We start from the raw sequence: 24,594 nt of genomic DNA on the forward strand, positions 1-24,594 counted from the left end.
CCTCCGCCGTGTTGTTTTTGTTATGCGTGAGTCGATTCGTCTTATTTTTATTGTCTTGTACAAAGCTTGTTATTGTTTTTGTACTAAGCATATAGCAGGGTGCGTGCCAACTTTTGCGCCGTCCAGCAAAACCGGGGGTTTGGGCTGGTTTCGCCAGATTGAGGGCCAAAAAAAAGCCGGGGCTTCGTTACCGTAAGCCCCGGCTTTTGTTACGTGAAAATTCAGCGGTAACAGTTTTTTCACATCAGCAGGTGTTACCTGTGGGGCTGCGCTCTCAGCTTTCGCTGGCCACCCCGGTCTTGCGCCGTGGAATGCCCAGGCGCTGACGCCGTTCCCACAAACACTTGCGACTTACACCCAGTTTGCGGGCCAGTTCGGTCTCGGTCATATGGTCCTGATGCTCGAGCACGAAGTGCTGGAAGTAGTCTTCCAGTGACAAATCTTCCGTCGGCTCATGGCTGGTATTGCTACCGCCGCCCTGCTGCGGGGCCAGGCCGATGAAGTCGTCGTCATCCAGGTCGCTGAGCTCGATGTCGATGCCCAGCAACTCGGCAGAAATCTCCGGGCTCTCCGACAGAATCACGGCGCGCTCGACGGCGTTCTCCAGCTCACGCACGTTCCCTGGCCACGAGTAGTGACGGATCGCCTGCTCGGCGTCCGCGGCAAACTTCAGGTCGGTGCGGTCAATGCGTGCGCCTTGACGCAACAGGAACGCGTTGGCGATTTCGTTGACGTCGGCGCCGCGCTCGCGCAGGGCCGGCAATTTGAGCGCGATGACATGCAGGCGGTAATACAAGTCCTCACGGAACTGGCCGATCTTGGCCAGGCTCTTCAGGTCTCGGTGTGTCGCCGCGATCAATCGAACATCGACCTTCTGCGATTGCACCGAACCCACGCGACGAATTTCGCCTTCCTGCAGCACGCGCAGCAAACGCGCTTGGGCTTCCAGGGGCAGCTCGCCAATTTCATCAAGGAACAAGGTGCCGCCGTCCGCGGCCTCCACCAGGCCCGCACGCCCGGCGCTGGCGCCAGTGAACGCACCTTTCTCGTGGCCGAACAGCTCGGACTCGATCAGGGATTCGGGGATCGCCGCGCAGTTCACCGAGATCATCGGCGCCTTGGCGCGCTTGGACAGGTTGTGCAGGGCGCGGGCCACCAGCTCTTTGCCGGTGCCCGACTCGCCCTGGATCAATACATTGGAGTCGGTTGGCGCCACCTTGCGGATCTTGCTGTACAAGTCCTGCATCGGAGGGCAGGAGCCGATGATGCCGATCTCGCCATTGCTGTTGTTGGCGCCTGGTTTTTCGGCGCCGCTGGTCTTGCCGGTGGGGCGTGGCTCGGCAGGCGCACTGCTGGCCGACACACGGTCACGCAGGATGCGGGCCACGGCCTGGAGCATCTCGTCGTGATCGAAGGGCTTGGCGATGTAATCCACCGCGCCCATCTTCATCGAGTCCACCGCCGAGCGCAGGCTGGCGTAGCTGGTCATGATCAGCACCGGGGTGCCCTGGCCCAGCTTGATCAGCTCGGTGCCCGGGGCGCCTGGCAGGCGCAGGTCACTGACAATCAGGTCGAACGTGGGAATGCTGAATCGCTCTTGGGCTTCCTGCACCGAGCCGGCTTCGCTGACCTGGTACTGATTACGTTCAAGCAGGCGACGCAAGGCAGAGCGGATAATGGTTTCGTCTTCGACGATCAAAATGTGCGGCATTGATTCAATTCTCTCGACGGTCTCAGTTCACAGCGGACGTCGCTTCGACATGACGCGGCAAGGTCACCCGGATACGGGTGCCGCGTTGGCTTTGTGTGTCAGCCGGGCTGTCGATGGTGATTTGTCCATAATGCTCTTCAACGATGGAATAGACCAGTGCAAGGCCCAGACCGGTACCTTCACCGGGGTCCTTGGTGGTGAAGAAGGGTTCGAACAATCGGTCCATGATGTTCTGTGGAATGCCGCTGCCTTCGTCTTCCACGATCAGGTCGACCGTGTGCTCGAAAGCCTCGCTCTTGACGCGTACAGCACTGCCGGCCGGCGACGCGTCGCGGGCGTTGGACAGCAGGTTGATCAGCACCTGGGCCAGGCGTTGTGAGTCGCCATCGACCCAATGCTCCGGATCGCACAGGTTAAAGAACTGTACTTCGAAATTGCGCCGGTTCAAGGCCAACAGCCCAATGGCATCCTGGGCCACTTCGGCCAGGCACACCGCTTCGTCCTGATTCTGATGGGCGCCGGAGTGGGCAAAGCTCATCAACGACTGGACGATGCGTGAAACCCGCTTGGTCTGTTCAAGGATTTGCCCGCTGATTTCGGTGATTTCCCCGTCTTCTTCACGCTCTTCCCGCAGGTTTTGCGCCAGGCAGGCGATACCGGTGATCGGGTTACCGATTTCATGAGCAACGCCGGCCGCCAGGCGCCCAATGCTGGCCAGGCGTTCGGAGTGCACCAGCTTGTCTTCGAGCATCTGTGTATCGGTCAAATCTTCTACCAGCAGCACCAGGCCGCTGTTACCCGGCGCCAGAGGTTCGTCGATGGCCGCTTTGTGCAAGTTGAGCCAGCGGGTCTGGCCGTCGAGGGCCAAGTGCTGTTTGTGCAAGTGCTCGTCTGGCAGGTTGATGAAACCCTGCAGCAGCTCTTTCCAGGGATCGCCCAGGGTATTGAGGCGCGAACCCACCACCCGCTGGGCGGCGATGCCGGTGAGTTCTTCCATGGCCTTGTTCCACATCAGGATTTCCTGGTCCTTGGCCAGGGAACACACGCCCATCGGCAGTTCCTGCAGAGTCTGGCGGTGGTAACGGCGCAGGGCATCGAGTTCGGCCGCCAGGCCCGTGAGGCGCGAGTGGTAATCCTCAAGCCGGCTTTCGATGAAGTGGATGTCTTCGGTGACGTAGTTTTCGCCACCGGCCTTGTAGGGCAAGAAGGTTTCCACCATGTCCTGGGACACGCTCGGCCCCATCAACCCAGACAGGTTGGCTTCGATACGGTCACGCAGGCGGCGCAGGGCATAGGGGCGGCGCTCGTCAAATGGCAGGTAGAGGTCGCGTAGCGCCTGTTCAACTTCCTTTTGTGCGGCCTTGGCACCCAGGGGCTTGGCCAGTTGTGTGGCGAACTCCTGGGGCGAGGCCGCATGCAGTTCGCGGCGTTGCGGGCGGCGCACGTTATCCACCGCGCAGGCTTCGGCGGCGCTGGTTTCTTCGGCGCTGGCGTTGGTGAACAGCGAGATCAGGGTAAACATCAGTACGTTGGCGGCCAGCGAGGCGATGGCAGCCATGTGCCAACTGGTGTCGTCCAGCACGTAAATCATGTTCAGCAACGGGATATAGAAGCCCTGCAAGTTGCCGACCAGCGGTAGCAGCATGGTCACGGTCCACACCAGGATCCCGGCCAGCAGCCCGGCAATAAAGCCACGGCGATTGGCGGTCGGCCAGTACAGCACCGACAACACGCCCGGCAGGAACTGCAAGGTGGCGACAAACGCGACGATGCCGAGGTTGGCCAGGTCCTGCCCGGCGCCCAGCAGCAGATAAAACGCGTAACCGGCCATGATGATCGCGACGATCAGCGCGCGTCGGGTCCATTTCAACCAACGGTAGATATTACCCTCGGCTGGCGGCTGGTACAGCGGCAGTACCAAGTGGTTGAGCGCCATGCCCGAGAGTGCCAGCGTGGTGACGATGATCAACCCGCTGGCGGCCGACAACCCCCCGACATAGGCCAGCAGCGCCAGAGCCGGGCTGTTGGCGGCAATACCGATGCCCAGGGTGAAATACTCAGGGTTGGTGGTGGCCCCCAGTTTCAGGCCGGCCCACAGGATCAGCGGCACCGCCAGGCTCATCAGCAACAGGAACAGCGGCAAGCCCCAGCTGGCGCTGACCAGCGAGCGCGGGTTGAGGTTCTCGGTGAAGGTCATGTGGTACATGTGCGGCATCACGATCGCCGAGGCGAAGAACACCAGCAGCAGCGTTCGCCATGGGCCTTCCTGCAATGGCGTATGCAAGGCGGCGAGGGCGGTCTGGTTTTGCAGCAGCCACAGCTCCAGCTGTTGCGGCCCGTCGAACACACCGTAAAGCGCGTAAAGGCCGACGCCGCCGATGGCGATCAGCTTGATGACCGACTCAAAGGCAATCGCAAACACCAGGCCCTGGTGTTTCTCACGGGTGGCGATATGGCGAGAACCAAAGAAGATGGTGAACAAGGTGATCAGCGCGCAGAACGCCAGGGCAACCCGATGTTGCACGGGCTCGCGAGTCAGGATGCTGATGGAGTCGGCCACCGCCTGGATCTGCAGGGCCAGCAACGGCAGCACGCCGATCAACATGAAGATGGTGGTCAGCGCGCCGGCCCAGGTGCTGCGAAAGCGAAAGGCAAACAGGTCTGCCAGGGAGGACAGTTGGTAAGTCCGGGTGATTTTCAGGATCGGATACAGCAGCACCGGCGCCAGCAGGAACGCGCCGGACACCCCCAGGTAACTGGAGAGAAAGCCGTAGCCGTACTGATAGGCCAGCCCAACCGTGCCGTAGAACGCCCAGGCACTGGCGTAGACGCCCAGGGACAAGGTGTAGGTCAGCGGATGGCGAATGATCGCCCGCGGAATCATTCCGCGCTCACTGATCCAGGCCACGCCGAATAACGCAGCCAGGTAGGCGGCGCTGATCAGCAGCATCTGGGTGAGACTAAAGCTCATCGGCATCTTTTTGGCTCTGCAGGATGAAGGTCACGACGATCAGGATCAGCCATAGCAGATAAGGGCGATACCAGGCGCCCGTGGCGTCGATCCACCAATCCATGATGGCGGGGGAGAACAGGTAGATCCCGACGACCAGCAGCAGGACCAAACGATAGATGTACATGTTGGCCTCTGATTAAAAATCTGCCGCGATGTTAACGGATGATGGGCAACCTGCAAGCGCCTTCAACTCAATTGCGCTTCGGCCAGGGTCAGTGTGCGCGGGATGCGGGTGGCGTCCCAGTGTGCAATGCCCCAATCCAGCAGTTCTCGTGGGCTGGCGTACTGCAACTGCGCGTCGGGCTGTTGGCCAAGGGCACGCAGCGCTCTGAGCAGCAAAGGCGTGGCCTGGTCGGCTGTCAACGGTGGAGAGCGGTAGGACTTGCCCAGCTTGTTGCCGTCTGGCTGCACGATCAGCGGCACGTGCAAGTAACGGGGTTGGCGCAGGCCGAGCAGTTCTTGCAAGTAAAGCTGGCGCGGCGTGGAGTCGAGCAGGTCGGCGCCGCGTACGATATCGGTTACACCTTGCCAGGCGTCGTCGAGCACCACCGCCAGTTGGTAGGCGTAGAGGCCATCGCGCCGACGAATGATGAAGTCGCCGGCATCGCGCCCCAGATGTTGCCGGAACTCGCCCTGGACGCGGTCGACAAAGTGATATTCCAACTCGGGCACGCGCAGGCGGATCGCGGCATCCTGCTGTTCGTGGCCGGCATTGCGGCACAAGCCTGGGTAAATCCCGTTGTAGGGCTCCAATTGCTTGCGCGAGCAGGTGCAGGCGTAGGCCAGGCCGTGGTTGAACAGGTCGTTGAGCACTTTAGCGTAGGCATCATGCCGCTCGCTCTGGCGAACCAGTTCGCCATCCCATTCAAAGCCATAGCTTTCCAGCGCATGCAGGATCGCCGCCTGAGCGCCGGGCTCTTCACGGGGAGGGTCAAGGTCTTCCATGCGCATCAACCAACGGCCGTGGTGGGCGCGTGCATCGAGGTAGGAGGCGAGGGCGGCAACCAGGGAACCGAAGTGCAAATGGCCGCTGGGTGTGGGGGCGAAACGCCCAATATAGGTAGAGGCTGTCATGGCCCGGATACTACTGCATAACCGGTAAACGCCAGAAACAAAAATGGAGCGTTCGCACGCTCCATTCGTTCAGCTCGGCAAAGTTACTTGCCGACCTGTTTTTCCTTGATTTCAGCCAAGGTCTTGCAGTCTACGCACAGGTCCGCGGTTGGACGGGCTTCCAGTCGGCGAATACCGATTTCGACGCCGCAGGATTCACACCAGCCGTATTCTTCGTCTTTGATCAGTTGCAGGGTCTTGTCGATCTTCTTGATCAACTTGCGCTCGCGATCGCGGGCGCGCAGTTCGAGGGCGAACTCTTCTTCCTGGCTGGCGCGATCGGCCGGGTCAGGGAAGTTGGCCGCTTCATCCTTCATATGGTCAACCGTACGGTCGACTTCCTGCATCAAGTCCTGTTTCCACTTGTTGAGGATCTTGGTGAAGTGCTCGCGCATGGGCTCGCCCATGTACTCCTCGCCCTTTTTTTCGACATAGGGTTCGAAGCCGCCGAGGCCTTGAGTCTGCTGTTGCTTTGCTTGGGTGGACATGAATAGACCGCCTCTCACTCTTCTAATCCATTGCGCAGGATTGCAACGTCACCGACACCTGCCGGCCCTGCGGCTGCAAGCGGGCGAACTTACCAGATAGATTCAGGGTGCGCTACTCCCGGTTGTCGAGGCCCAAGGCAAAGGGGTTGCAAACTGCAGCAGCCCGCCATGACTGGGTATGTATCGCCTCGAATGTTGATTTTAGCTGTTTTACGAGCGCGCGCAGGGTGCACTTGCAGCCCCAATCAGGCAATAGAGCATGTTTTACCGTGAGGGTTCGGTAGAATCCAGATTTTGTCCTCACCGTCTAAGGAAGGCTAATGGCTCAGCCCTACAGTGCGCGTAGTCGCGCCATCGAACCTTTTCATGTCATGGCGTTACTGGCGCGTGCCAATGAGCTGCAGGCCGCCGGTCACGACGTGATCCACCTGGAAATCGGCGAGCCTGACTTCACCACCGCCGAACCGATCATCCAGGCCGGCCAAGCCGCGTTGGCAAACGGTAAGACGCGCTACACCGCCGCCCGTGGCTTGCCGGAGTTGCGCGAAGCCATCAGTGGTTTCTACCAGCAACGCTACGGTTTGAGCATCGACCCGCAGCGCATCCTGGTCACCCCCGGTGGCTCCGGCGCGTTATTGCTGGCCAGCAGCTTGCTGGTGGATCCGGGTAAGCACTGGCTGCTGGCGGACCCAGGCTACCCCTGCAACCGACACTTCCTGCGCCTTGTGGAAGGCGCGGCGCAGTTGGTGCCGGTCGGACCAGACGTACGCTACCAGTTGACCGCCGATCTGGTGGCCAGGCATTGGGACCAGGACAGTGTCGGCGCACTGGTGGCGTCGCCCGCCAACCCCACCGGCACGATCCTCACCCGGGACGAGTTGGCTGGGCTGTCGGGCGCCATCAAGGCGCGCAACGGTCACCTGGTGGTCGACGAGATTTATCACGGACTCACCTACGGCACCGACGCCGCCAGCGTGCTGGAAGTCGATGATGACGCCTTTGTCCTGAATAGTTTTTCGAAGTATTTCGGCATGACCGGCTGGCGCCTCGGTTGGCTGGTGGCGCCCCCTGAAGCGGTGGGTGAGTTGGAGAAGTTGGCGCAGAACCTCTACATCAGTGCGCCAAGCATGGCCCAACATGCCGCCTTGGCTTGTTTCACCCCGCAAACTCTGGAGATTCTGGAGCAGCGCCGTGCCGAATTTGGTCGCCGCCGAGACTTCCTGCTGCCGGCTCTGCGTGAGCTGGGGTTCGGTATCGCCGTGGAGCCCGAGGGAGCCTTTTATCTGTATGCCGATATCAGCGCGTTCGGCGGCGATGCCTTCGCGTTTTGCCGTCATTTCCTCGAAACCGAGCATGTGGCCTTTACGCCCGGGTTGGATTTCGGTCGCTACCAGGCGGGGCACCATGTGCGTTTTGCCTACACGCAAAACCTCGATCGGCTGCAAGAAGCGGTGGAGCGGATTGCCCGTGGTTTGCGGAGTTGGCAAGGCTGATGCGTTTTAATCCTCCTCTTGAAGAAGGGCGGCTGATCCGCCGCTACAAGCGCTTTCTCACCGATATCGAAACCGTTACCGGCGAGTTACTCACCATTCACTGCCCTAACACCGGTTCGATGCTCAACTGCATGGTCGAAGGTGGCCAGGTCTGGTTCAGCCGTTCTACGGATCCCAAGCGCAAGCTGCCTGGCACGTGGGAAATTGCCGAAACGCCCCAGGGCCGGCTGGCGTGCGTCAACACCGCGCGTGCCAACCAGTTGGTGGAAGAAGCCTTGCTGGCCGGTGTGATCACTGAGCTCAACGGCTTTACTGCGTTGACGCGTGAGGTGCCTTATGGCCAGGAGAAAAGCCGCATCGACTTTCGCCTGGATTACCCCCAAGGCGCTGCGTTTGTCGAGGTCAAAAGCGTCACCCTGGGCTTTGATGGCAGCTCAGTGGCGGCTTTCCCCGATGCGGTGACGCAGCGCGGTGCCAAGCACTTGCGTGAGCTGGCTCATCTGGCTCGCGACGGTATACGGGCGGTGCAGTTGTATTGCGTGAACCTGTCGGGGATCGACGCGGTCCGCCCGGCTGTGGAAATCGATGCCGGTTATGCGGCGGCGCTACGTGAGGCCAAGGCTGCAGGTGTGGAGGTGCTCGCCTACGGCGTACGGGTCACGCCGCAGGAGATTTACGTCGAGCGTCGGTTGAAGGTGCTGCTGGGCGGCTAGAGATCGACCCACAATCCCTGTTCGTCTTCGCGACCGGGCAGGGCCGTGAGGTGTTGGCCTGCGCAGGGCCCGGCGATGCACTCGCCGCTTTCAATCAGGAACAACGCGCCATGGGTGGCGCATTGGATCAGGCTGGCGCTGTCGTCGAGGAAGCGATCAGGTTGCCATTCCAGCGGGATGCCGCGATGAGGGCAGCGGTTGAGATAGAAGTACGCAATGCCGTCCCGACGCACCGCCAACAGCCTGTGGCCATCGATATCAAAACCGCGGCTGCTGTTGGGGGCGAGGTCGCCTGAGGTGCAGAGAAACTTCATTTCAATCCTTAAGTGCCTTGACGTTCAAATGCAAACAATTATCAAATGCCCGCTTCGCCCGTCAGCTGACTGGGTGCTCAATACGATGCCTGGCAGGGGTTATCTGTCACATCAATGAGTGCTTGAGTGGCCCTGCCCTAGGAAGGAAACCCTGTTATGCGCCTGAGTACCAGCGCTATTGCGCTTGTTGCCTCACTGCTGATCAACACTGGGGCGCACGCCTCTGAACTGCCGCAACGCTGGGTCAGTGCCGGCGGGGCGCTATCGGAATGGGTGGTGGCCATGGGCGGTGAAGCGAAGTTGGTCGGGGTGGATACCACCACTCAGCATCCCGCCTCGCTCAAGGCCTTGCCGAGCATTGGTTACCAGCGGCAGTTGTCGGCCGAAGGCATTCTCAGCCTGCGCCCGCAAATCCTTGTGGGTACGGAGGAAATGGGGCCACCGCCGGTGCTGGCGCAGATTCGCAGTGCAGGGGTGCAGGTGGAGATGTTCTCGGCCCAGCCGGATTTGCCCACGCTCAAAGGCAACCTTGCACACTTGGGGAAACTGCTCGGCAGTGAGGCCCAGGCTAATGCCTTGTTTGCCGGGTATGAGCATGCGTTGGTACAGCAAAAAAATTGGGTGGCCAAGGCCCAGGCCACGCAAAAGGCTCCAGGCGTGCTGTTGCTGCTCGGCCATGCCGGTGGCAAGCCGCTGATCGCGGGCAAGGACACCGCCGCTGATTGGATGTTGCAGCAGGCTGGGGGGCGTAATCTCGCCACGCATGTGGGATACAAGCCGTTTTCCGTCGAATCGCTGGGAGGGTTGAGCCCTGAGGTGCTGGTATTTGCCGATCGCGCCTTGACCGGTGACGCGGCGCGCGCAGCCTTGTTCAAGGAAAATCCGATCCTTGCCTCTACGCCGGCAGCCAAGAGTGGCCGTGTCTTCGAACTGGATCCGACCTTGCTGGTAGGCGGCCTTGGGCCCCGACTGCCGCAAAGCCTGGAGAAACTGTCTGCCGGTTTTTATCCGTCCCAGCCTAAGCCTGCTCCATGACCACTCTGGTTAAGCCAAAAACGCTGTTTATCGGGCTGTCGCTGCTGTGTGTATTGGCGATCTGGCTCTCATTGGCACTGGGGCCGGTCAGCCTGCCGTTAGTGGACACGCTCAGGGCTGCGCTAAAACTGATGGGCGTACCGATAGAGGCCCAGGGGTTGGAGCAGGCCGAGTTGATCCTGGGGCAGATTCGCCTGCCGCGGACCCTGTTGGGGCTGGCGGTCGGCGGTGTGCTGGCATTGTCGGGTGTGGCGATGCAGGGGTTGTTCCGCAACCCGCTGGCCGACCCTGGTTTGGTAGGGGTATCCAGCGGTGCCGCGCTGGGAGCGGCGGTGGCGATTGTCGGTGGCTCGCTATTTGGCGGGCTGCCGGATGCTTTCGGGCCGTACCTGTTGTCGCTATGCGCCTTCCTCGGTGGCCTGGGCGTCACGGCACTGGTCTATCGCCTGGGGCGTCGCAATGGCCAGACCAATGTCGCGACGATGTTGCTTGCCGGTATCGCGCTGACGGCCCTGGCCAGTTCCACCGTAGGCCTGTTTACCTATCTGGCGGACGATGCCACCTTGCGCACCCTCACGTTCTGGAACCTGGGCAGCCTCAATGGCGCAAGTTATTCAAGGTTGTGGCCCTTGCTGCTGGTGAGTGCAGGGGTGGCGCTGTGGTTACCGCGCCGGGCCAAGGCGCTGAACGCGTTGTTGCTGGGTGAGTCCGAGGCCAACCATCTCGGTATTGATGTCGAGGGGCTCAAGCGCGAGTTGGTGTTCTGCACGGCCCTGGGCGTTGGCGCCGCAGTAGCAGCGGCGGGCATGATTGGTTTTGTCGGGTTGGTGGTGCCACATCTGGTGCGGCTGCTGGCGGGCCCGGACCATCGGGTATTGTTGCCGGCTTCAGTGCTGGCGGGTGCGAGCCTGCTGTTGTTTGCTGATTTGGTGGCGCGTCTGGCGTTGGCGCCGGCGGAGCTGCCGATCGGTATTGTCACTGCGTTTATCGGTGCGCCGTTTTTCCTCTATTTATTATTACGAGGGCGCGCCTGATGTTGCGGGTAGAAGCGTTGCAGATCCGGCGCGGTGGTAAGACCGTGCTGGCCGATGTCACCTTGGACCTATTGCCGGGCGAAGTGCTGGGCGTGCTGGGCCCCAATGGCGCCGGTAAAAGTACCTTGCTTGGGGCGCTGTGCGGGGAGCTGCAGCCGGATCAGGGCAAGGTGTGGCTGGATCAGCAGGCGCTCAAGCACATGACAGGTGTGCAACGTGCTCAGCGCCTGGCGGTGCTGCCACAATCCTCCACCCTGGACTTTGCCTTTCGTGTCGAAGAGGTGGTGGGCATGGGCCGCTTGCCTCATCAGACCGGGCGATTGCGCGACGACGAAATCATCAACGCCGCGCTGCAGGCTGCTGATGTAGGCCACCTGAGTGGCCGCAGTTACCTGGCCTTGTCGGGTGGCGAGCGGCAGCGTGTGCACCTGGCACGGGTATTGGCGCAGTTATGGCCGGGTGAGGCAGGGCAGACGTTGCTGCTGGATGAGCCCACATCAATGCTCGACCCTCTGCACCAACACACCACCTTGCAAGCTATCCGACATTTTGCCGACAGAGGCGCTGCGGTGCTGGTCATCCTGCATGATTTGAACCTGGCGGCGCGCTACTGCGACCGGATCCTGTTGCTGGAAAACGGCCGCCCCCACGCGTTGGATACGCCCTCTAAAGTCCTGCAACCAGAGCCACTGAAGGCTGTATTCGGTCTGGATGTATTGGTACAGCCGCATCCGGAGCGTGGGCATCCGTTGATCATTGCGCGTTAAGGCCGGTTAATTCGCGGGCAAAAAAAGACCCGGCAAGAGCCGGGTCAAATAACCGTGATTAGCCTGATGAGGAGATAATCTGAGAGTCCGAACCAATGGTCTTTCAGTTATCGGCTGATCTCGCGACCAGTTGTGATAATCATAACGATTCTCATTTGAGAGTCAACATTTGTTTTTCTGCTTCATCCATTTTTCTCAAACGCTCGTTTGCAATGCCCATCAACACTGGGTTTGAGTGCCGCTCTAGTTCTTCTGATGCACTGAAATCGCTTCCAACTGACGGTTCAAGGCCTCCTTGCGCTCCGTGGGTATGTCGTTCCAGTGCACATCCATCAATGCCCCTTCAATGGCATACAGCAGAACCTTCGAAGCTCGAAACCCGCGCGTGCGCACGGCTCGGTAGGCATCGACCGCCCCTAGCCGACGCAAGTCGGACGCGCTGTGGATGCCCACCGCATGCAGCCACTGCGCTGACGTCTTGCCAAGGTTTTTCAGGTGTTGCAGCTCATCGTTCATCAAGCCTCCTTGCGTTGGCCGAATGGTGCGGTGGGTGTCGTGACCAGGCAGCCTGAAAATGAGTGTAGCGCTCAGTAGGAAAAGCGTGGTTCTTTGATCAGAAAGGGCTGAAAAGCTTATAAGGATGGCGCGACGGCGCTTGCTCGCAGGCAGGCGCAAAGTGCCCGGCAGGCAGGGGGGCTGGCCGGTACTCGGTGTGTGGGGTTACTTGGTGCGGTAGCGCAGGCGAGTGCCGAAATTGACCGACATGAGTATTTCGTCAGCCGTGAGTTCGGGCGGGAAATAAGCACCCGAAATCTGCGCATGGGCCAGGCTGGCGCCTTCCAGTGAGCAGCCACGCAAGTCCAGGCCGCGCAGGTCGGCAGAGCGAAAATAGGCGTCGGTGAAGTCAATACCGGTGGCGTTCAGGTCGCGCAGGTCCAGCCCTCGAAAGTCGCCACCGCGCATGTCGATGGGGCCATTTTCAGGGCGCTCCTGGTTGAAGCCGCGGATGTCGTCCTTGTGCAGGAAGGCGTAGAGCGGGGTATCAAGAAGCTTTGGCTGACTCATGATCGCGACTCTGGTTGGCGTTATAGAGCCATTATAGTGCCACTATCGCTGGGTCGCGCGCCGAAGACGACGACGCGACCAAGAAATATTTCTTACAGGCCCGGCAGGTGTTGACGGATATGCCCGACCAACGCGTCGAGCGTCCCGCTTTCATTGGTCTCCACACGCTTGCTGAGCAGCAGCTCCTCGGCAGTCAGCGGGTCACGACTGGCTTGTTGTTCTTCGATAACGGCCAGTGTGGCGTCAGACGGATCGTTTTTATCCGCCTGGCGTTGTGCCAGCCAACTGGTGATAACGGCTTGCGGGGCGTTGCAGTCGAGGATCAGGAACGGCGCCCCAGTGGCTTCGGCAACCTGAGCGGCGGCCTCACGCTGTGCGCGTTTCAGAAAAGTGGCATCCAGCACCACCGGGTAGCCGGCGCGCAGCACGGTGTCGGCAATCTCGTTCAGGCGTGCGTAGGTGGCAGCGCTGGCGTCCTGATTGTAGATACCGGCCTGCAGGGTGTTCTCTACCTGTTGTTCGCCAAACAGGCGCTTGCGCTCTACATCCGAACGCAGGCGTACCGCGCCCAGGGCTTCGACCAGGCGCATGGCCACGTGGCTCTTGCCCACGGCTGAAACGCCATGGGTGATTGCCAGGAAGCGCGAAGGGATAGTGCTGTAGCTTTCCGCCAGGTTGGCGTAGTTGCGGTACTGGCGCAGGGTGGTAGCGCGTTGCACGGGGTTGGCTTCGCTCGGCATGCTGAACAGCGCAACCTTGGCGCGCACCAATGCACGGTAGGCTTTATAGAAGTTCAGGAGCTCCAGGCCCTGGTAGTCGCCGGTCAATTCCAGATACTGACTTATGAAGCGCCGTGCCAGGCATTTCAGGCCACGATCTTCCAGGTCCATCGCCAAAAAAGCGGTGTCGGCGTACACGTCGGTAAAGCGGAAAGGCTCGTTGAACTCGATGCAGTCGAAGATCACCACGCGGCCATCGATCAGCGTGGCGTTGCCCAGGTGAATGTCGCCGTGGCATTCGCGGGTATAGCCATCGAGCTTGCGCTGCGCAAGCAAAGGCTTGAGGCGTTCGAAGCTGCTTTCAGCCCAGGCTTGCAGAGCCTCCAGCTGAGTCAGGTCGGCCTTGTCGCTGAGGAACGGGCGGATCTGGTCAAAGTTCTGGCGTACCGGAGCCATCACCTCTTCCGGCGTGCCGGCGGGGTGATCTTGCGGGACTTTGGGGGCGCTGAGGTGGAATTGCGCAATCTGCTTGGCCATCTCATCGATGTGCGCGCTGGTCAGTTCGCCGTTGGCTTGCAGGGTGCTGAGCATCTGGCTTTGCGGGAACTGGCGCATTTTCAGCGCGTACTCGATGGCCGGGCCATCGCCACCCAGTTGCGGCGCCTCGGCAGTGCCGGTAAGCGGCAACACTTCAAGATACAAATCTTCGGTCAGGCGCTGGTTGAGGCGCAGTTCCTCGTGGCAGAAATGCCCGCGGTCGTCCAGATTGGTGAAGTCCAGGAAGCCGAAGTTCATCGGTTTCTTCAGCTTATATGCATAGGGGCCCGTCAGTATCACCCAGGAAATATGGGTCTCGATGACTTGAAACGCGTCAACCGGATGAGGGTACAAGGCCGGGTTTTGCAGGGCAGCGATCAGGGTCTGGCTCACGGGCGATCCTTCAAAGTCGGGGGAAAATCATGGGGGGCATTATGGCTGCTGATGCCAGTCGTGCAAACCGCTGTCCGGCTCATGTTGATCATCAATAAAGTGCGTATAATCCGCCGCCATGACTCGAACCCGATCTCCCCGTTCCCGTAAAAAACCTCCTTCCCGCGGCCCGCGCCCTTGGCTGGGCTGGGTGATCAAGCTTGGCCTTGTGGGCCTTGTGGCGGTCGCCGGCCTTGCGGTGTACCTCGATGCCGTGGTGCAGGAAAAATTCTCCGGCAAGCGCTGGACGATTCCGGCCAAGGTGTATGCACGCCCGCTGGAGCTGTTCTCTGGTCAGAAGCTGAGCAAGGAAGACTTCCTTACCGAGCTCGATGCGCTGGGCTACCGCCGCGAACCCGTGAGCAATGGCCCTGGCGCTGCGGCGGTCAGCGGTAATACCGTCGACCTGAACACCCGTGGCTTCCAGTTCTACGAAGGCCTGGAAAAAGCCCAGCCGGTGCGCGTGCGTTTCTCTGGCGATTATGTGGCTGAGCTGTCCTCGCTCAATGGCTCCAAGCTGCCGGTGGTGCGTCTCGAACCGTTGCTGATCGGCGGTATTTACCCGAAGAACCTTGAAGATCGCATCCTGATCAAGCTCGATCAGGTACCGCCGTATCTGCTCGAAACCCTGGTCGCTGTCGAAGACCGCGATTTCTATAGCCATTGGGGTGTGTCGCCGAAGTCGATCGCCCGTGCTATCTGGGTCAACACGTCCGGCGGCAAGATGACCCAGGGCGGCAGTACGCTGACCCAGCAACTGGTCAAGAACTTCTACCTGACCAACGAACGCAGCCTGACCCGTAAACTCACCGAAGCCATGATGGCGATGTTGCTGGAGCTGCATTACAGCAAGCAGGAAATCCTCGAGGCTTACCTCAACGAGGTATTCGTCGGTCAGGATGGCCAGCGCGCCGTGCACGGTTTCGGCCTGGCCAGCCAGTTCTTCTTCGGGCAGCCGTTGTCCGAGTTGAAATTGCATCAGGTTGCGTTGCTGGTGGGGATGGTCAAGGGGCCGTCCTATTACAACCCGCGCCGCAACCCGGAGCGTGCGCTTGAACGTCGCAACCTGGTGCTCGATGTATTGGAGCAGCAGGGTGTCGCCACCGCTGAGCAAGTGGCCGCTGCCAAGAAAATGCCACTGGGTGTGACAACCCGCGGCAAGCTGGCGGATAGCTCATTCCCGGGCTTTATCGACCTGGTCAAGCGCCAACTGCGCGAAGACTACCGCGACGAAGACTTGACCGAAGAGGGGCTGCGGATCTTCACCAGCTTCGACCCCATCTTGCAGATGAAGGCCGAAGCGTCGGTCAACGACACCTTCAAGCGCCTGACTGGCCGTAAGGGCTCGGATGAAGTCGAGGCCGCCATGGTCGTGACCAATCCGGAAACCGGGGAGGTCCAGGCCATGATCGGCAGCCGCCAGGCCAGTTTCGCCGGTTTCAACCGCGCACTGGATGCCGTGCGGCCGATTGGCTCGCTGGTCAAGCCTGCGGTTTATCTCACTGCACTGGAAAAACCCAGCAAGTACACGCTGACCAGTTGGCTGTCCGATGACCCGCTGTCGATCAAAGGCGCGGATGGCCAGGTATGGACGCCCAAGAACTTCGACCGCCGTTCCCATGGCACGGTGTTCCTGTATCAAGGATTGGCGCATTCCTACAACATCTCGACCTCGCGTCTGGGGCTTGAAGTGGGTGTGCCGAACGTGCTGAAGACTCTGGCGCGACTGGGAGTCGAACGTGAATTCCCGGCGTTCCCGTCCATGCTCCTGGGCGCTGCGGCCATGACGCCGATGGAAGTGACCACCATGTACCAGACCCTGGCCAATGGTGGCTTCAATACGCCGATGCGCGGTATTCGCAGTGTGCTGACCGCCGATGGCGAACCGCTCAAGCGTTACCCGTTCCAGATTCAGCAGCGCTTCGACGCGGGCTCCATCTACCTCATCCAGAACGCCATGCAGCGCGTGATGCGCGAGGGTACGGGGCGTTCGGTCTACAGCGTGCTGCCGTCGAACCTGACCCTGGCGGGCAAGACCGGTACCAGCAACGACTCCCGCGACAGCTGGTTCGCAGGTTTCGGCCAAGATGTACTGGCCGTGGTATGGCTGGGGCGCGACGACAATGGCAAGACGCCGTTCACCGGTGCCACCGGCGCGCTGCAGGTATGGACCAGTTTCATGCGCAAGGCTGACCCGTTGCCGCTCAACATGCCGCAGCCGGACAATATTGTGCAGGCCTGGATTGATCCGCACACCGGCCAAGGCTCCGATGCCAACTGTCCGGGCGCGGTGCAGATGCCGTATATTCGCGGCAGCGAACCACCACCCGGTGCCGCGTGCGGTGGCAGTACACCTGCTGACGCGGAATCGGTGATGGATTGGGTCAAGGGCTGGATGAATTAAGCAAAGAGGGTTTCAAGTGAACAAGTTGTGGATTCCAGCAATTACGGCTCTGGTTTTGCTCGGCGGTTGCTCCAGCGTGCAGCGCGGCTCTATCCCTGTGGTGGACTCAAGCACGTCCGTTTCCAATAACGACCGCATTTCGGCCAATGGCGGCTTCCGTCAGACCGTGGTCAAACGGCCTGCCCAAGCTGCAACCCAGGCAATTCCCCAGGATTCCGGCGTCGTAGTGATGGTGCCCGGCAGTGGGGCTGCAACCTCGGCGCCTATCAGTGCCGAGCCATGGACCCCAGGCCCAAGCACTTCCGGGCCGGTGAACTCCACGCCGATTCAAACCGCGCCGGTCAATCAGGGCACCTACAACATGCCTTCGACGCCGAGCGGTATTCCGTCATCGTCCAGTGCGGGCGGGTTGTCGGCGGACGAACAACTTGATGGCCCGGTGCTGGCGTTGCTCACCACCGCTCAGCAGCAGCAGGCGGGTGGCGATTTGAATGGCGCCTCGTCGAGCCTTGAACGTGCCCAGCGCGTGGCGCCGCGTGAGCCACAAGTGCTCTATCGCCTGGCCCAGGTGCGCATGGCTCAGGGCGATGCGCCCCAGGCGGAGCAATTCGCTCGCCGTGGCCTGAGCCTGGCCAATGGGCGCCCAGACCTGCAAGCCAGCCTGTGGGCCTTGATCGGGGATGCGCGTGCCGCCCAGGGCGATGCAGCGGGTGCCGCCCAGGCGCGGCAAAAAGCCAAGGTCAGCCTCTGATGGATGCGCGTTTTCCCGCGATTGCCGAGCAGTTATTGTTGATCGAGCGCGAACTGCGCGTGCAGGGCTGGTGGGATGAAGTATCCCCTGGTGTTGAAGCCCTCAGCAGTGTCGAACCCTTTTCCGTCGATACTCTGGACTTCCACCAATGGCTGCAGTGGATCTTCCTCGCGCGTATGAAGCAAATCCTGGAACAGGACCTGCCCTTGCCGAATGCGTCGGGGATCCTGGAAATGGCCGAGATGGTCTACGCCGACCGGCCGCGGGAGAGCCTCGGCTTGCGTAACGCGCTGAAAAAGTTCGATCAATTGATCGCCGACGCTCGTTAATTGCCTGACTGCCGGTTTTTCCGGCAGTCTTGCGCACATTTCTACCGCTTGACGACATTCAGGCGAGTTTTATCCCTCCTCAAAGCCCTTTCTTCTGCGTTCTCATGCGCTTAGTTGGAAAAAAGCGCAATTATTGCTTGACTTGAAGGGCGTGAAACAGAAGAATCCAAAGTCCGCTGTATCGGGACTGCCAGAAGCAGGCCCGCTCAGCAGATCATGAGGCGCACATCCGCGCCGACCTGTAACACCCGCAACGCGTTACCTCGCGCTGGGTGGGAAAAGCCCGCAACACTTGGGACGATCCCAATACTTGCTCAGTCAGTGCTGACGTAGTCGGCGACCACCGTCGCTCATGCTCTGTTGAGAAGTAAACCTATTAAGACCCGTCGGTTTTTTAACGGACGGTATTCTGGCGTTTTAGAGGTGAACAACGTGGAGCTTTTATCTGGCGGTGAGATGCTCGTCCGCTTTTTGCGTGACGAAGGCGTCGACTATATCTACGGGTACCCAGGTGGTGCTCTGCTGCATGTCTACGACGCACTGTTCAAGGAACCGGCTGTTACCCACATCCTGGTTCGCCACGAACAGGCCGCGACCCATATGGCTGACGGTTACGCCCGTGCCACCGGTAAAGCCGGCGTGGTACTGGTAACCTCCGGCCCAGGCGCAACCAATGCCATCACCGGCATCGCGACTGCGTATATGGACTCCATCCCGATGGTGATCATCTCTGGCCAGGTGCCTAGCACCATGGTCGGCACCGACGCTTTCCAGGAAACCGACATGATCGGTATTTCCCGCCCGATTGTGAAACACAGCTTCATGATCAAGCACGCGTCGGAAATCCCGGAAGTCATGAAAAAGGCGTTTTACCTCGCACAGTCCGGTCGCCCGGGCCCTGTGGTGGTCGATATCCCGAAAGACATGACCAACCCGGCCGAAAAATTCGAATACGTTTTTCCCAAGAAAGCCAAGCTGCGTTCCTACAGTCCGGCCGTCCGTGGGCACTCGGGGCAGATCCGCAAGGCGGCAGAAATGCTCCTGGCGGCCAAGCGCCCCGTGTTGTACTCCGGCGGTGGCGTGATTCTGGGCGGCGGTTCCGCGCCACTCACCGAACTGGCCAAGCTGCTCAACCTGCCGGTGACCAACACCCTGATGGGCCTCGGCGCATTCCCGGGTTCGGACCGTCAGTTTGTCGGCATGCTCGGCATGCACGGCAGCTACACCGCCAACCTCACCATGCACCACGCCGATGTGATCCTCGCCGTGGGCGCGCGGTTCGATGACCGAGTGATCAACGGCGCGAGCAAATTCTGCCCGAATGCCAAGATCATCCACATCGACATCGACCCGGCGTCCATCTCCAAGACCATCAAGGCCGATGTGCCAATCGTGGGGCCTGTAGAAAGTGTACTGACCGAAATGGTCGCTGCACTCAAGGACATCGGCGAAACGCCGAACAAGGAGTCCGTTGCCAGTTGGTGGAAGCAGATCGACGAATGGCGCGGTGATCGCGGCCTGTTCCCTTATGACAAGGGCGACGGCAGCATCATCAAGCCACAAACCGTGATCGAAACCCTGTGCGAAGTGACCAAGGGCGACGCCTTTGTGACCTCCGACGTTGGCCAGCACCAGATGTTCGCGGCGCAGTACTACAAGTTCGACAAGCCTAACCGCTGGATCAACTCCGGTGGCCTCGGCACGATGGGCTTTGGTTTCCCTGCGGCCATGGGGGTGAAACTGAGCTTCCCGGATGCCGACGTTGCCTGCGTCACCGGCGAAGGCAGCATCCAGATGAACATCCAAGAACTGTCGACGTGCCTGCAATACGGTCTTCCCGTGAAGATCGTCTGCTTGAACAACGGCGTGCTCGGCATGGTTCGTCAATGGCAGGACATGAGCTACGGTAGCCGTCACTCCCATTCCTACATGGAATCGTTGCCGGATTTCATCAAGTTGGTTGAAGCCTATGGGCACGTCGGCATTCGCATCACTGATTTGAAAGATCTGAAGCCGAAGATGGAAGAAGCGTTCGCCATGAAGGACCGCCTGGTGTTCATCGATATTCAGGTGGATACCAGCGAGCACGTCTACCCGATGCAGATCAAAGACGGCTCTATGCGCGACATGTGGCTGAACAAGACGGAGCGTACTTAATCATGCGGCATATTATCTCCCTGCTTCTGGAGAACGAACCCGGCGCCTTGTCCCGTGTTGTCGGCCTGTTTTCGCAACGCAACTACAACATTGAAAGCCTGACCGTGGCCCCGACCGAAGACCCGACCCTGTCGCGCCTGACGTTGACCACCGTAGGCCACGATGAGGTGATCGAGCAGATCACCAAGAACCTCAACAAGCTGATCGAAGTGGTCAAGCTGGTCGACCTGTCGGAAAGCGCTCACATCGAGCGCGAACTGATGCTGGTCAAGGTCAAGGCCACGGGTGCCCAGCGCGCCGAGATCAAACGCACTACCGATATTTATCGCGGGCAGATCGTCGATGTGAGCGCCAGCGTTTATACCGTTCAACTGACCGGTACCAGCGACAAACTGGACAGCTTCATCCAGTCGATCGGGACGGCCTCGATTCTGGAAACCGTACGCAGTGGTGTCACCGGGATTGCCCGTGGCGACAAAGTACTCAGCATCTAACCCAATTAGCGAATGGCCTTACGGCCTGGATATATAGAGGAACCTCATGAAAGTTTATTACGATAAAGATTGTGACCTGTCGATCATCCAGGGCAAGAAAGTCGCCATCATCGGCTACGGTTCCCAGGGTCACGCTCAAGCGTGCAACCTGAAAGATTCTGGCGTTGACGTGACCGTTGGCCTGCGTAAAGGCTCGGCCACTGTCGCCAAGGCTGAAGCCCATGGCCTGAAAGTGACCGACGTTGCTTCTGCTGTTGCGGCTGCCGACCTGGTCATGATCCTGACCCCGGACGAGTTCCAGTCCTCGCTGTACAAGAACGAAATCGAGCCGAACATCAAGAAGGGCGCTACCCTGGCCTTCTCCCACGGCTTCGCGATTCACTACAACCAGGTCGTGCCGCGCGCTGACCTCGACGTGATCATGATCGCGCCGAAAGCACCGGGCCACACCGTGCGCTCCGAGTTCGTCAAAGGCGGCGGTATCCCTGACCTGATCGCGATCTACCAGGATGCGTCGGGCAACGCCAAGAACGTTGCACTGTCCTACGCTGCTGGCGTGGGTGGCGGTCGTACCGGCATCATCGAAACTACCTTCAAGGACGAGACCGAAACCGACCTGTTCGGTGAGCAAGCCGTTCTGTGCGGCGGTACCGTTGAGCTGGTAAAAGCTGGTTTCGAAACCCTGGTTGAAGCTGGCTACGCGCCGGAAATGGCCTACTTCGAATGCCTGCACGAACTCAAGCTGATCGTTGACCTCATGTACGAAGGCGGTATCGCCAACATGAACTACTCGATCTCCAACAACGCCGAGTACGGCGAGTACGTGACCGGTCCGGAAGTGATCAACGCCGAGTCCCGTCAGGCCATGCGCAACGCCCTGAAACGTATTCAGGACGGCGAATACGCCAAAATGTTCATCAGCGAAGGCGCTACCGGCTACCCTTCGATGACCGCCAAGCGTCGTAACAACGCCGCTCACGGTATCGAAGTCATCGGCGAGCAACTGCGCTCCATGATGCCGTGGATCGGTGCCAACAAGATCGTCGACAAAGCCAAGAACTAAGTCGTACGCATCAAGGGAAAACGCGGCTTAGGCCGCGTTTTTTCGTTTGAGGGGTTGGTTCTGGTATAAAGCTGCATCGTTTGCAGGCGAACACTCGCTGCAAGTATCTGTCGAATTTTTCACACCGTTGCAAGGTAAAGTCCATGAGCGAACGTCCCGAAGAGCCAAACCAGGCTTCCGACGCCGAAAGCATGCTGCCGATTGATGAACATGTCGAAGAAGGGCATGACGCCGAAGGCCGCAAGGTCCGGCATCGTGGCATCTATCTGCTGCCCAACCTGTTCACCACGGCGAATCTGTTCGCCGGCTTCTACTCCATCATCAACTCCATGAGTGCCCAGAGCGCGCTGGCGGCGGGTGATGCGGCGAGTGCCAGCAAATACTTTGGCTTTGCTGCTATCGCAATTTTCGTGGCCATGGTGCTCGACGGCCTGGATGGTCGCGTGGCGCGTATGACCAATACTCAAAGTGCTTTTGGCGCCGAGTACGACTCGTTGTCGGACATGGTTGCCTTTGGTGTTGCCCCCGCACTGCTGGCGTTTGCCTGGGCATTGGGTGACATGGGCAAGGTCGGCTGGATGGTTGCCTTCATCTATGTCGCGGGTGCCGCTTTGCGCCTGGCGCGCTTCAACACCCAGGTAGGGACTGCCGACAAGCGCTACTTCATCGGCCTTGCCAGCCCGGCAGCGGCGGGTGTTGTCGCGGGGATTGTATGGGCGTTCAGTGACTACGGGATTCAGGGATCGAAGATGTCGTTCCTGGTTGCCCTGATGGTGGCAGCGGCCGGCATGCTGATGGTCAGCAACATCAAGTACAACAGCTTCAAGGAATTTGACCTCAAGGGGCGCGTGCCTTTCGTGGCCATCCTTGTGGTGGTGCTGGTGTTCGCGGTCGTGTTCAGTGATCCACCGCGTATCCTGCTGCTGGCGTTCCTGGCCTATGCGGCTTCTGGCCCGATTCAGTACTTGTTGCGTCTGCGTCGGGACAAAACATTGTCTTAATGTAATTTCCCCCATACTCCGCAGTCTATTGGTGCATCAGTTCTCCAACGCTGCGGAGTTACCATGTTAATCAAATTACCCAAAGCGTCCGATTGTCACGAATCGGATGTCACGCCTGAATCTTTCTATCTCTCTCGCCGCAGCCTGCTCGGTGGTGCGCTTGCCGGTGTTGCCGCCAGCAGCTTGCCGCGTTGGGCCAGTGCCGGCGATGCTTCGCGGTATGCCGACGTCGAGCCGGGCAGTGCGCCCAACTGGTTTACGGAAAAACTTCCGAATGCGAAGTGGCAGTCGGTGACGGTCAAAGATGAGGCCATCACGCCATTCAAGGACGCAACTCACTACAACAACTTCTATGAGTTCGGGACAGGCAAGGGCGACCCGGCAACGAATGCGGGCTCGCTCAAGACGCAGCCCTGGAGTGTGGTGATTGATGGTGAAGTCGCAAAACCTGGGCGCTATGCCCTGGAAGACTTCATGAAACCCTATGCGCTGGAAGAGCGCATCTACCGCCTGCGTTGCGTCGAGGCATGGTCCATGGTGATTCCGTGGATAGGCTTTCCCATCTCGGCGTTGCTCAAGCAGGTCGAGCCAACCTCCAAAGCCAAGTACATCCGTTTTGAAACCCTTCAGGATCCCAAGAGCATGCCTGGGCAACGCTCAAGTTTCGGCTTGATCGATTGGCCTTATGTGGAAGGGCTGCGCCTGGATGAGGCGATGAATCCGTTGGCGATCCTCGCTGTGGGCATGTACGGGCGGGAGTTGCCTAACCAGAACGGTGCACCGTTGCGCTTGGTGGTGCCGTGGAAGTATGGCTTCAAGAGTGTGAAGTCCATCGTGCGTATCAGTCTGGTCAGTGAGCAGCCGAAAACGACGTGGCAGAGTATTGCAGCTGATGAGTATGGGTTTTATGCGAATGTGAATCCTACGGTCGATCACCCGCGCTGGACCCAGGCGCGGGAGCGCCGTCTGCCGAGCGGCCTGTTTAGTCCGAATGTGCGCGAGACGCAGATGTTCAATGGCTATTCGGATGAGGTCGCTTCTTTATATACAGGCCTCGATCTGCGGAAGAACTACTGATGCGCTATCCCATCTGGCGCATCGGCGTGTTTGTAGCCGCAGCAGTGTGGCCATTGCTCTGGTTGTATGAAGCGTGGAGTTCTGCGCTGGGGCCTGATCCAGGCAAGGTGCTCGTTGATCGCCTGGGTTTGGGGACGCTCATTTTATTGCTGATCACGCTTGCTATGACGCCGCTGCAGAAGTTGAGCGGTTGGGCGGGGTGGATAGCAGTGCGACGACAGTTGGGGCTGTGGTGCTTTGCTTATGTTGTGCTGCACCTGGCGGCCTATTGTGTGTTTGTCCTGGGGCTGGATTGGTCGCAGCTCGGCGTAGAGTTGAGCAAGCGGCCCTACATCATTGTGGGGGCGCTGGGGTTTGTTGCTCTCCTTATGTTGGCCGTTACGTCGAACCGCTATAGCCAGCGTCGGTTGGGGAGTCGATGGAAGAAGCTGCACCGTCTGGTCTATGTGATTCTTGGGCTCGGTTTGCTGCACATGCTGTGGATAGTGCGGGCGGATCTGAAGGAGTGGGCTATCTACGCTTCTATAGGTGCGCTACTTCTGTTGATCCGCGTGCCGCCGGTAATGCGTCGAATCCCTCGCCTTATTGCTAAAAAAGCGCCTTCTGCAACAAAAGCGTAATTAAGCCTTGACGGCAGATTCTGGAGGCCTATAATTCGCCCCACTTCCGGCGCAGTCGAAACGGAAAACTCCTTGGCAAACAATGAGTTACGCAGTTTTCGGCAGCAAGTTGCTTCAGTTCATCGAGGCCAAAAGGGAGTTGAAAAAGAGGTGTTGACAGCAGCGTGTAACGCTGTAGAATTCGCCTCCCGCTTACGAGAGATCGCAAGCGCAAGTGGTTGAAGTTGTTGAAGAAATCTTCGAAAACTTCTGAAAATAACCACT

The 24,594-nt window shown here is 59.7% G+C and carries 24 protein-coding genes; 14 read left to right on the plus strand and 10 right to left on the minus strand.

All coding sequences use genetic code 11. The features are described 5' to 3' along the window. Positions 1-274 precede the first annotated feature (274 nt). The 5 genes from JFT58_RS25070 to dksA all read right to left on the minus strand — a co-directional run bounded on the left by JFT58_RS25070 (position 275) and on the right by dksA (position 6,325). A complete protein-coding gene (locus JFT58_RS25070; RefSeq protein ID WP_014719942.1) occupies positions 275-1,711 on the minus strand; it encodes a sigma-54-dependent transcriptional regulator in 1,437 nt (478 codons plus the stop codon). Between the two features lie 22 nt (positions 1,712-1,733). Then, entirely contained in the window at positions 1,734-4,688 is a 2,955-nt protein-coding gene (locus JFT58_RS25075; RefSeq protein ID WP_161975095.1) for a sensor histidine kinase, read from the minus strand. After that, positions 4,672-4,848, minus strand: coding sequence for a hypothetical protein (locus JFT58_RS25080; RefSeq protein WP_003176118.1), 177 nt, complete (start codon positions 4,846-4,848; stop codon positions 4,672-4,674). Before JFT58_RS25080 ends, JFT58_RS25075 begins: the two co-directional genes overlap by 17 nt. A gap of 62 nt (positions 4,849-4,910) precedes the next feature. Next, positions 4,911-5,798: a tRNA glutamyl-Q(34) synthetase GluQRS gene (gene gluQRS / locus JFT58_RS25085; protein ID WP_034127016.1), complete on the minus strand. Its 888-nt coding sequence runs from the start codon at positions 5,796-5,798 to the stop codon at positions 4,911-4,913. Between the two features lie 83 nt (positions 5,799-5,881). Beyond that, positions 5,882-6,325 (minus strand): RNA polymerase-binding protein DksA, encoded by a 444-nt coding sequence (gene dksA, locus JFT58_RS25090; protein WP_003194150.1) that lies wholly within the window; start codon positions 6,323-6,325, stop codon positions 5,882-5,884. A 320-nt stretch (positions 6,326-6,645) separates the two neighbouring features. Between dksA and JFT58_RS25095 the strand changes: the two genes are divergently transcribed. After that, entirely contained in the window at positions 6,646-7,818 is a 1,173-nt protein-coding gene (locus tag JFT58_RS25095) for a pyridoxal phosphate-dependent aminotransferase (RefSeq protein WP_054898029.1), read from the plus strand. Continuing rightward, the gene (gene sfsA, locus JFT58_RS25100) at positions 7,818-8,531 is read left to right on the plus strand and encodes a DNA/RNA nuclease SfsA (protein ID WP_054898030.1); all 714 of its coding nucleotides are present in this window, start codon (positions 7,818-7,820) and stop codon (positions 8,529-8,531) included. Before JFT58_RS25095 ends, sfsA begins: the two co-directional genes overlap by 1 nt. On the opposite strand, the gene JFT58_RS25105 is transcribed toward sfsA, so the two are convergent. Further along, positions 8,528-8,845, minus strand: coding sequence for a Rieske (2Fe-2S) protein (locus JFT58_RS25105; protein ID WP_034127019.1), 318 nt, complete (start codon positions 8,843-8,845; stop codon positions 8,528-8,530). The genes sfsA and JFT58_RS25105 overlap by 4 nt on opposite strands. A 156-nt stretch (positions 8,846-9,001) precedes the next feature. On the opposite strand from JFT58_RS25105, the gene JFT58_RS25110 reads away from it, so the two are divergent. The 3 genes from JFT58_RS25110 to JFT58_RS25120 are packed head-to-tail and all read left to right on the plus strand — an operon-like array spanning position 9,002 to position 11,681. Next, the gene (locus JFT58_RS25110) at positions 9,002-9,880 is read left to right on the plus strand and encodes a heme/hemin ABC transporter substrate-binding protein (RefSeq protein ID WP_054898031.1); all 879 of its coding nucleotides are present in this window, start codon (positions 9,002-9,004) and stop codon (positions 9,878-9,880) included. Further along, the gene (locus JFT58_RS25115) at positions 9,877-10,914 is read left to right on the plus strand and encodes a FecCD family ABC transporter permease (RefSeq protein ID WP_054898032.1); all 1,038 of its coding nucleotides are present in this window, start codon (positions 9,877-9,879) and stop codon (positions 10,912-10,914) included. The genes JFT58_RS25110 and JFT58_RS25115 overlap by 4 nt, the downstream gene beginning before the upstream one ends. Continuing rightward, the gene (locus JFT58_RS25120; RefSeq protein WP_054898033.1) at positions 10,914-11,681 is read left to right on the plus strand and encodes a heme ABC transporter ATP-binding protein; all 768 of its coding nucleotides are present in this window, start codon (positions 10,914-10,916) and stop codon (positions 11,679-11,681) included. The genes JFT58_RS25115 and JFT58_RS25120 overlap by 1 nt, the downstream gene beginning before the upstream one ends. Positions 11,682-11,924: 243 nt before the next feature. Here the strand turns inward: JFT58_RS25120 and JFT58_RS25125 are convergent, their stop codons facing one another. From JFT58_RS25125 to JFT58_RS25135, 3 genes are all read right to left on the minus strand, one after another. Then, positions 11,925-12,197 carry a TfoX/Sxy family protein gene (locus tag JFT58_RS25125; protein WP_003194139.1) on the minus strand — a complete coding sequence of 91 codons (273 nt, stop codon included), beginning with the start codon at positions 12,195-12,197 and terminating at the stop codon, positions 11,925-11,927. Positions 12,198-12,401: 204 nt separating this feature from the next. Further along, positions 12,402-12,746, minus strand: coding sequence for a pentapeptide repeat-containing protein (locus JFT58_RS25130; RefSeq protein WP_034127023.1), 345 nt, complete (start codon positions 12,744-12,746; stop codon positions 12,402-12,404). Between the two features lie 92 nt (positions 12,747-12,838). Beyond that, positions 12,839-14,395 carry a bifunctional aminoglycoside phosphotransferase/ATP-binding protein gene (locus tag JFT58_RS25135; protein ID WP_054898034.1) on the minus strand — a complete coding sequence of 519 codons (1,557 nt, stop codon included), beginning with the start codon at positions 14,393-14,395 and terminating at the stop codon, positions 12,839-12,841. A 118-nt stretch (positions 14,396-14,513) separates the two neighbouring features. Here JFT58_RS25135 and mrcB point away from each other — a divergent pair, with 118 nt between their 5' ends. The 9 genes from mrcB to msrQ all read left to right on the plus strand — a co-directional run bounded on the left by mrcB (position 14,514) and on the right by msrQ (position 24,330). After that, positions 14,514-16,838, plus strand: coding sequence for a penicillin-binding protein 1B (gene mrcB / locus JFT58_RS25140; protein ID WP_034127025.1), 2,325 nt, complete (start codon positions 14,514-14,516; stop codon positions 16,836-16,838). Between the two features lie 16 nt (positions 16,839-16,854). Next, positions 16,855-17,589 carry a tetratricopeptide repeat protein gene (locus JFT58_RS25145; RefSeq protein WP_034127026.1) on the plus strand — a complete coding sequence of 245 codons (735 nt, stop codon included), beginning with the start codon at positions 16,855-16,857 and terminating at the stop codon, positions 17,587-17,589. Next, positions 17,589-17,918, plus strand: a complete 330-nt coding sequence (locus JFT58_RS25150) for a YqcC family protein (RefSeq protein WP_034127027.1) — start codon at positions 17,589-17,591, stop codon at positions 17,916-17,918. The genes JFT58_RS25145 and JFT58_RS25150 overlap by 1 nt, the downstream gene beginning before the upstream one ends. Positions 17,919-18,350: 432 nt before the next feature. After that, positions 18,351-20,075 carry an acetolactate synthase 3 large subunit gene (locus JFT58_RS25155; protein ID WP_014719928.1) on the plus strand — a complete coding sequence of 575 codons (1,725 nt, stop codon included), beginning with the start codon at positions 18,351-18,353 and terminating at the stop codon, positions 20,073-20,075. A gap of 2 nt (positions 20,076-20,077) precedes the next feature. Continuing rightward, positions 20,078-20,569: an acetolactate synthase small subunit gene (gene ilvN, locus JFT58_RS25160; protein ID WP_003176102.1), complete on the plus strand. Its 492-nt coding sequence runs from the start codon at positions 20,078-20,080 to the stop codon at positions 20,567-20,569. 46 nt (positions 20,570-20,615) lie between these two features. Continuing rightward, positions 20,616-21,632: a ketol-acid reductoisomerase gene (gene ilvC / locus JFT58_RS25165; RefSeq protein WP_003194132.1), complete on the plus strand. Its 1,017-nt coding sequence runs from the start codon at positions 20,616-20,618 to the stop codon at positions 21,630-21,632. 143 nt (positions 21,633-21,775) lie between these two features. After that, the gene (gene pssA / locus JFT58_RS25170) at positions 21,776-22,633 is read left to right on the plus strand and encodes a CDP-diacylglycerol--serine O-phosphatidyltransferase (protein WP_014719927.1); all 858 of its coding nucleotides are present in this window, start codon (positions 21,776-21,778) and stop codon (positions 22,631-22,633) included. 63 nt (positions 22,634-22,696) lie between these two features. After that, positions 22,697-23,710 carry a protein-methionine-sulfoxide reductase catalytic subunit MsrP gene (msrP, locus tag JFT58_RS25175; protein ID WP_054898035.1) on the plus strand — a complete coding sequence of 338 codons (1,014 nt, stop codon included), beginning with the start codon at positions 22,697-22,699 and terminating at the stop codon, positions 23,708-23,710. Beyond that, positions 23,710-24,330 carry a protein-methionine-sulfoxide reductase heme-binding subunit MsrQ gene (gene msrQ / locus JFT58_RS25180; RefSeq protein WP_054898036.1) on the plus strand — a complete coding sequence of 207 codons (621 nt, stop codon included), beginning with the start codon at positions 23,710-23,712 and terminating at the stop codon, positions 24,328-24,330. Before msrP ends, msrQ begins: the two co-directional genes overlap by 1 nt. Before the next feature lie 28 nt (positions 24,331-24,358). On the opposite strand, the gene JFT58_RS30485 is transcribed toward msrQ, so the two are convergent. Beyond that, on the minus strand, positions 24,359-24,594 hold a 236-nt coding region (locus JFT58_RS30485), incomplete at its 5' end, for a hypothetical protein (protein ID WP_219858566.1).

Source organism: Pseudomonas sp. MF6767 (assembly GCF_016405475.1).
Taxonomy (GTDB): Bacteria; Pseudomonadota; Gammaproteobacteria; order Pseudomonadales; family Pseudomonadaceae; genus Aquipseudomonas; species Aquipseudomonas paracarnis.

Bases quoted from the DNA above. Each gene is read 5' to 3' on its own strand.
- JFT58_RS25095 (WP_054898029.1), top strand. From the start codon at position 6,646: ATGGCTCAGCCCTACAGTGCGCGTAGTCGCGCCATCGAACCTTTTCAT.
- JFT58_RS25105 (WP_034127019.1), bottom strand. From the start codon at position 8,845: ATGAAGTTTCTCTGCACCTCAGGCGACCTCGCCCCCAACAGCAGCCGC.
- msrP (WP_054898035.1), top strand. From the start codon at position 22,697: ATGTTAATCAAATTACCCAAAGCGTCCGATTGTCACGAATCGGATGTC.
- JFT58_RS25080 (WP_003176118.1), bottom strand. From the start codon at position 4,848: ATGTACATCTATCGTTTGGTCCTGCTGCTGGTCGTCGGGATCTACCTG.
- JFT58_RS25125 (WP_003194139.1), bottom strand. From the start codon at position 12,197: ATGAACGATGAGCTGCAACACCTGAAAAACCTTGGCAAGACGTCAGCG.
- msrQ (WP_054898036.1), top strand. From the start codon at position 23,710: ATGCGCTATCCCATCTGGCGCATCGGCGTGTTTGTAGCCGCAGCAGTG.
- JFT58_RS25110 (WP_054898031.1), top strand. From the start codon at position 9,002: ATGCGCCTGAGTACCAGCGCTATTGCGCTTGTTGCCTCACTGCTGATC.
- dksA (WP_003194150.1), bottom strand. From the start codon at position 6,325: ATGTCCACCCAAGCAAAGCAACAGCAGACTCAAGGCCTCGGCGGCTTC.
- mrcB (WP_034127025.1), top strand. From the start codon at position 14,514: ATGACTCGAACCCGATCTCCCCGTTCCCGTAAAAAACCTCCTTCCCGC.
- JFT58_RS25120 (WP_054898033.1), top strand. From the start codon at position 10,914: ATGTTGCGGGTAGAAGCGTTGCAGATCCGGCGCGGTGGTAAGACCGTG.
- ilvC (WP_003194132.1), top strand. From the start codon at position 20,616: ATGAAAGTTTATTACGATAAAGATTGTGACCTGTCGATCATCCAGGGC.
- sfsA (WP_054898030.1), top strand. From the start codon at position 7,818: ATGCGTTTTAATCCTCCTCTTGAAGAAGGGCGGCTGATCCGCCGCTAC.
- gluQRS (WP_034127016.1), bottom strand. From the start codon at position 5,798: ATGACAGCCTCTACCTATATTGGGCGTTTCGCCCCCACACCCAGCGGC.
- JFT58_RS25115 (WP_054898032.1), top strand. From the start codon at position 9,877: ATGACCACTCTGGTTAAGCCAAAAACGCTGTTTATCGGGCTGTCGCTG.
- JFT58_RS25150 (WP_034127027.1), top strand. From the start codon at position 17,589: ATGGATGCGCGTTTTCCCGCGATTGCCGAGCAGTTATTGTTGATCGAG.
- JFT58_RS25070 (WP_014719942.1), bottom strand. From the start codon at position 1,711: ATGCCGCACATTTTGATCGTCGAAGACGAAACCATTATCCGCTCTGCC.
- pssA (WP_014719927.1), top strand. From the start codon at position 21,776: ATGAGCGAACGTCCCGAAGAGCCAAACCAGGCTTCCGACGCCGAAAGC.
- JFT58_RS25075 (WP_161975095.1), bottom strand. From the start codon at position 4,688: ATGCCGATGAGCTTTAGTCTCACCCAGATGCTGCTGATCAGCGCCGCC.
- JFT58_RS25130 (WP_034127023.1), bottom strand. From the start codon at position 12,746: ATGAGTCAGCCAAAGCTTCTTGATACCCCGCTCTACGCCTTCCTGCAC.
- ilvN (WP_003176102.1), top strand. From the start codon at position 20,078: ATGCGGCATATTATCTCCCTGCTTCTGGAGAACGAACCCGGCGCCTTG.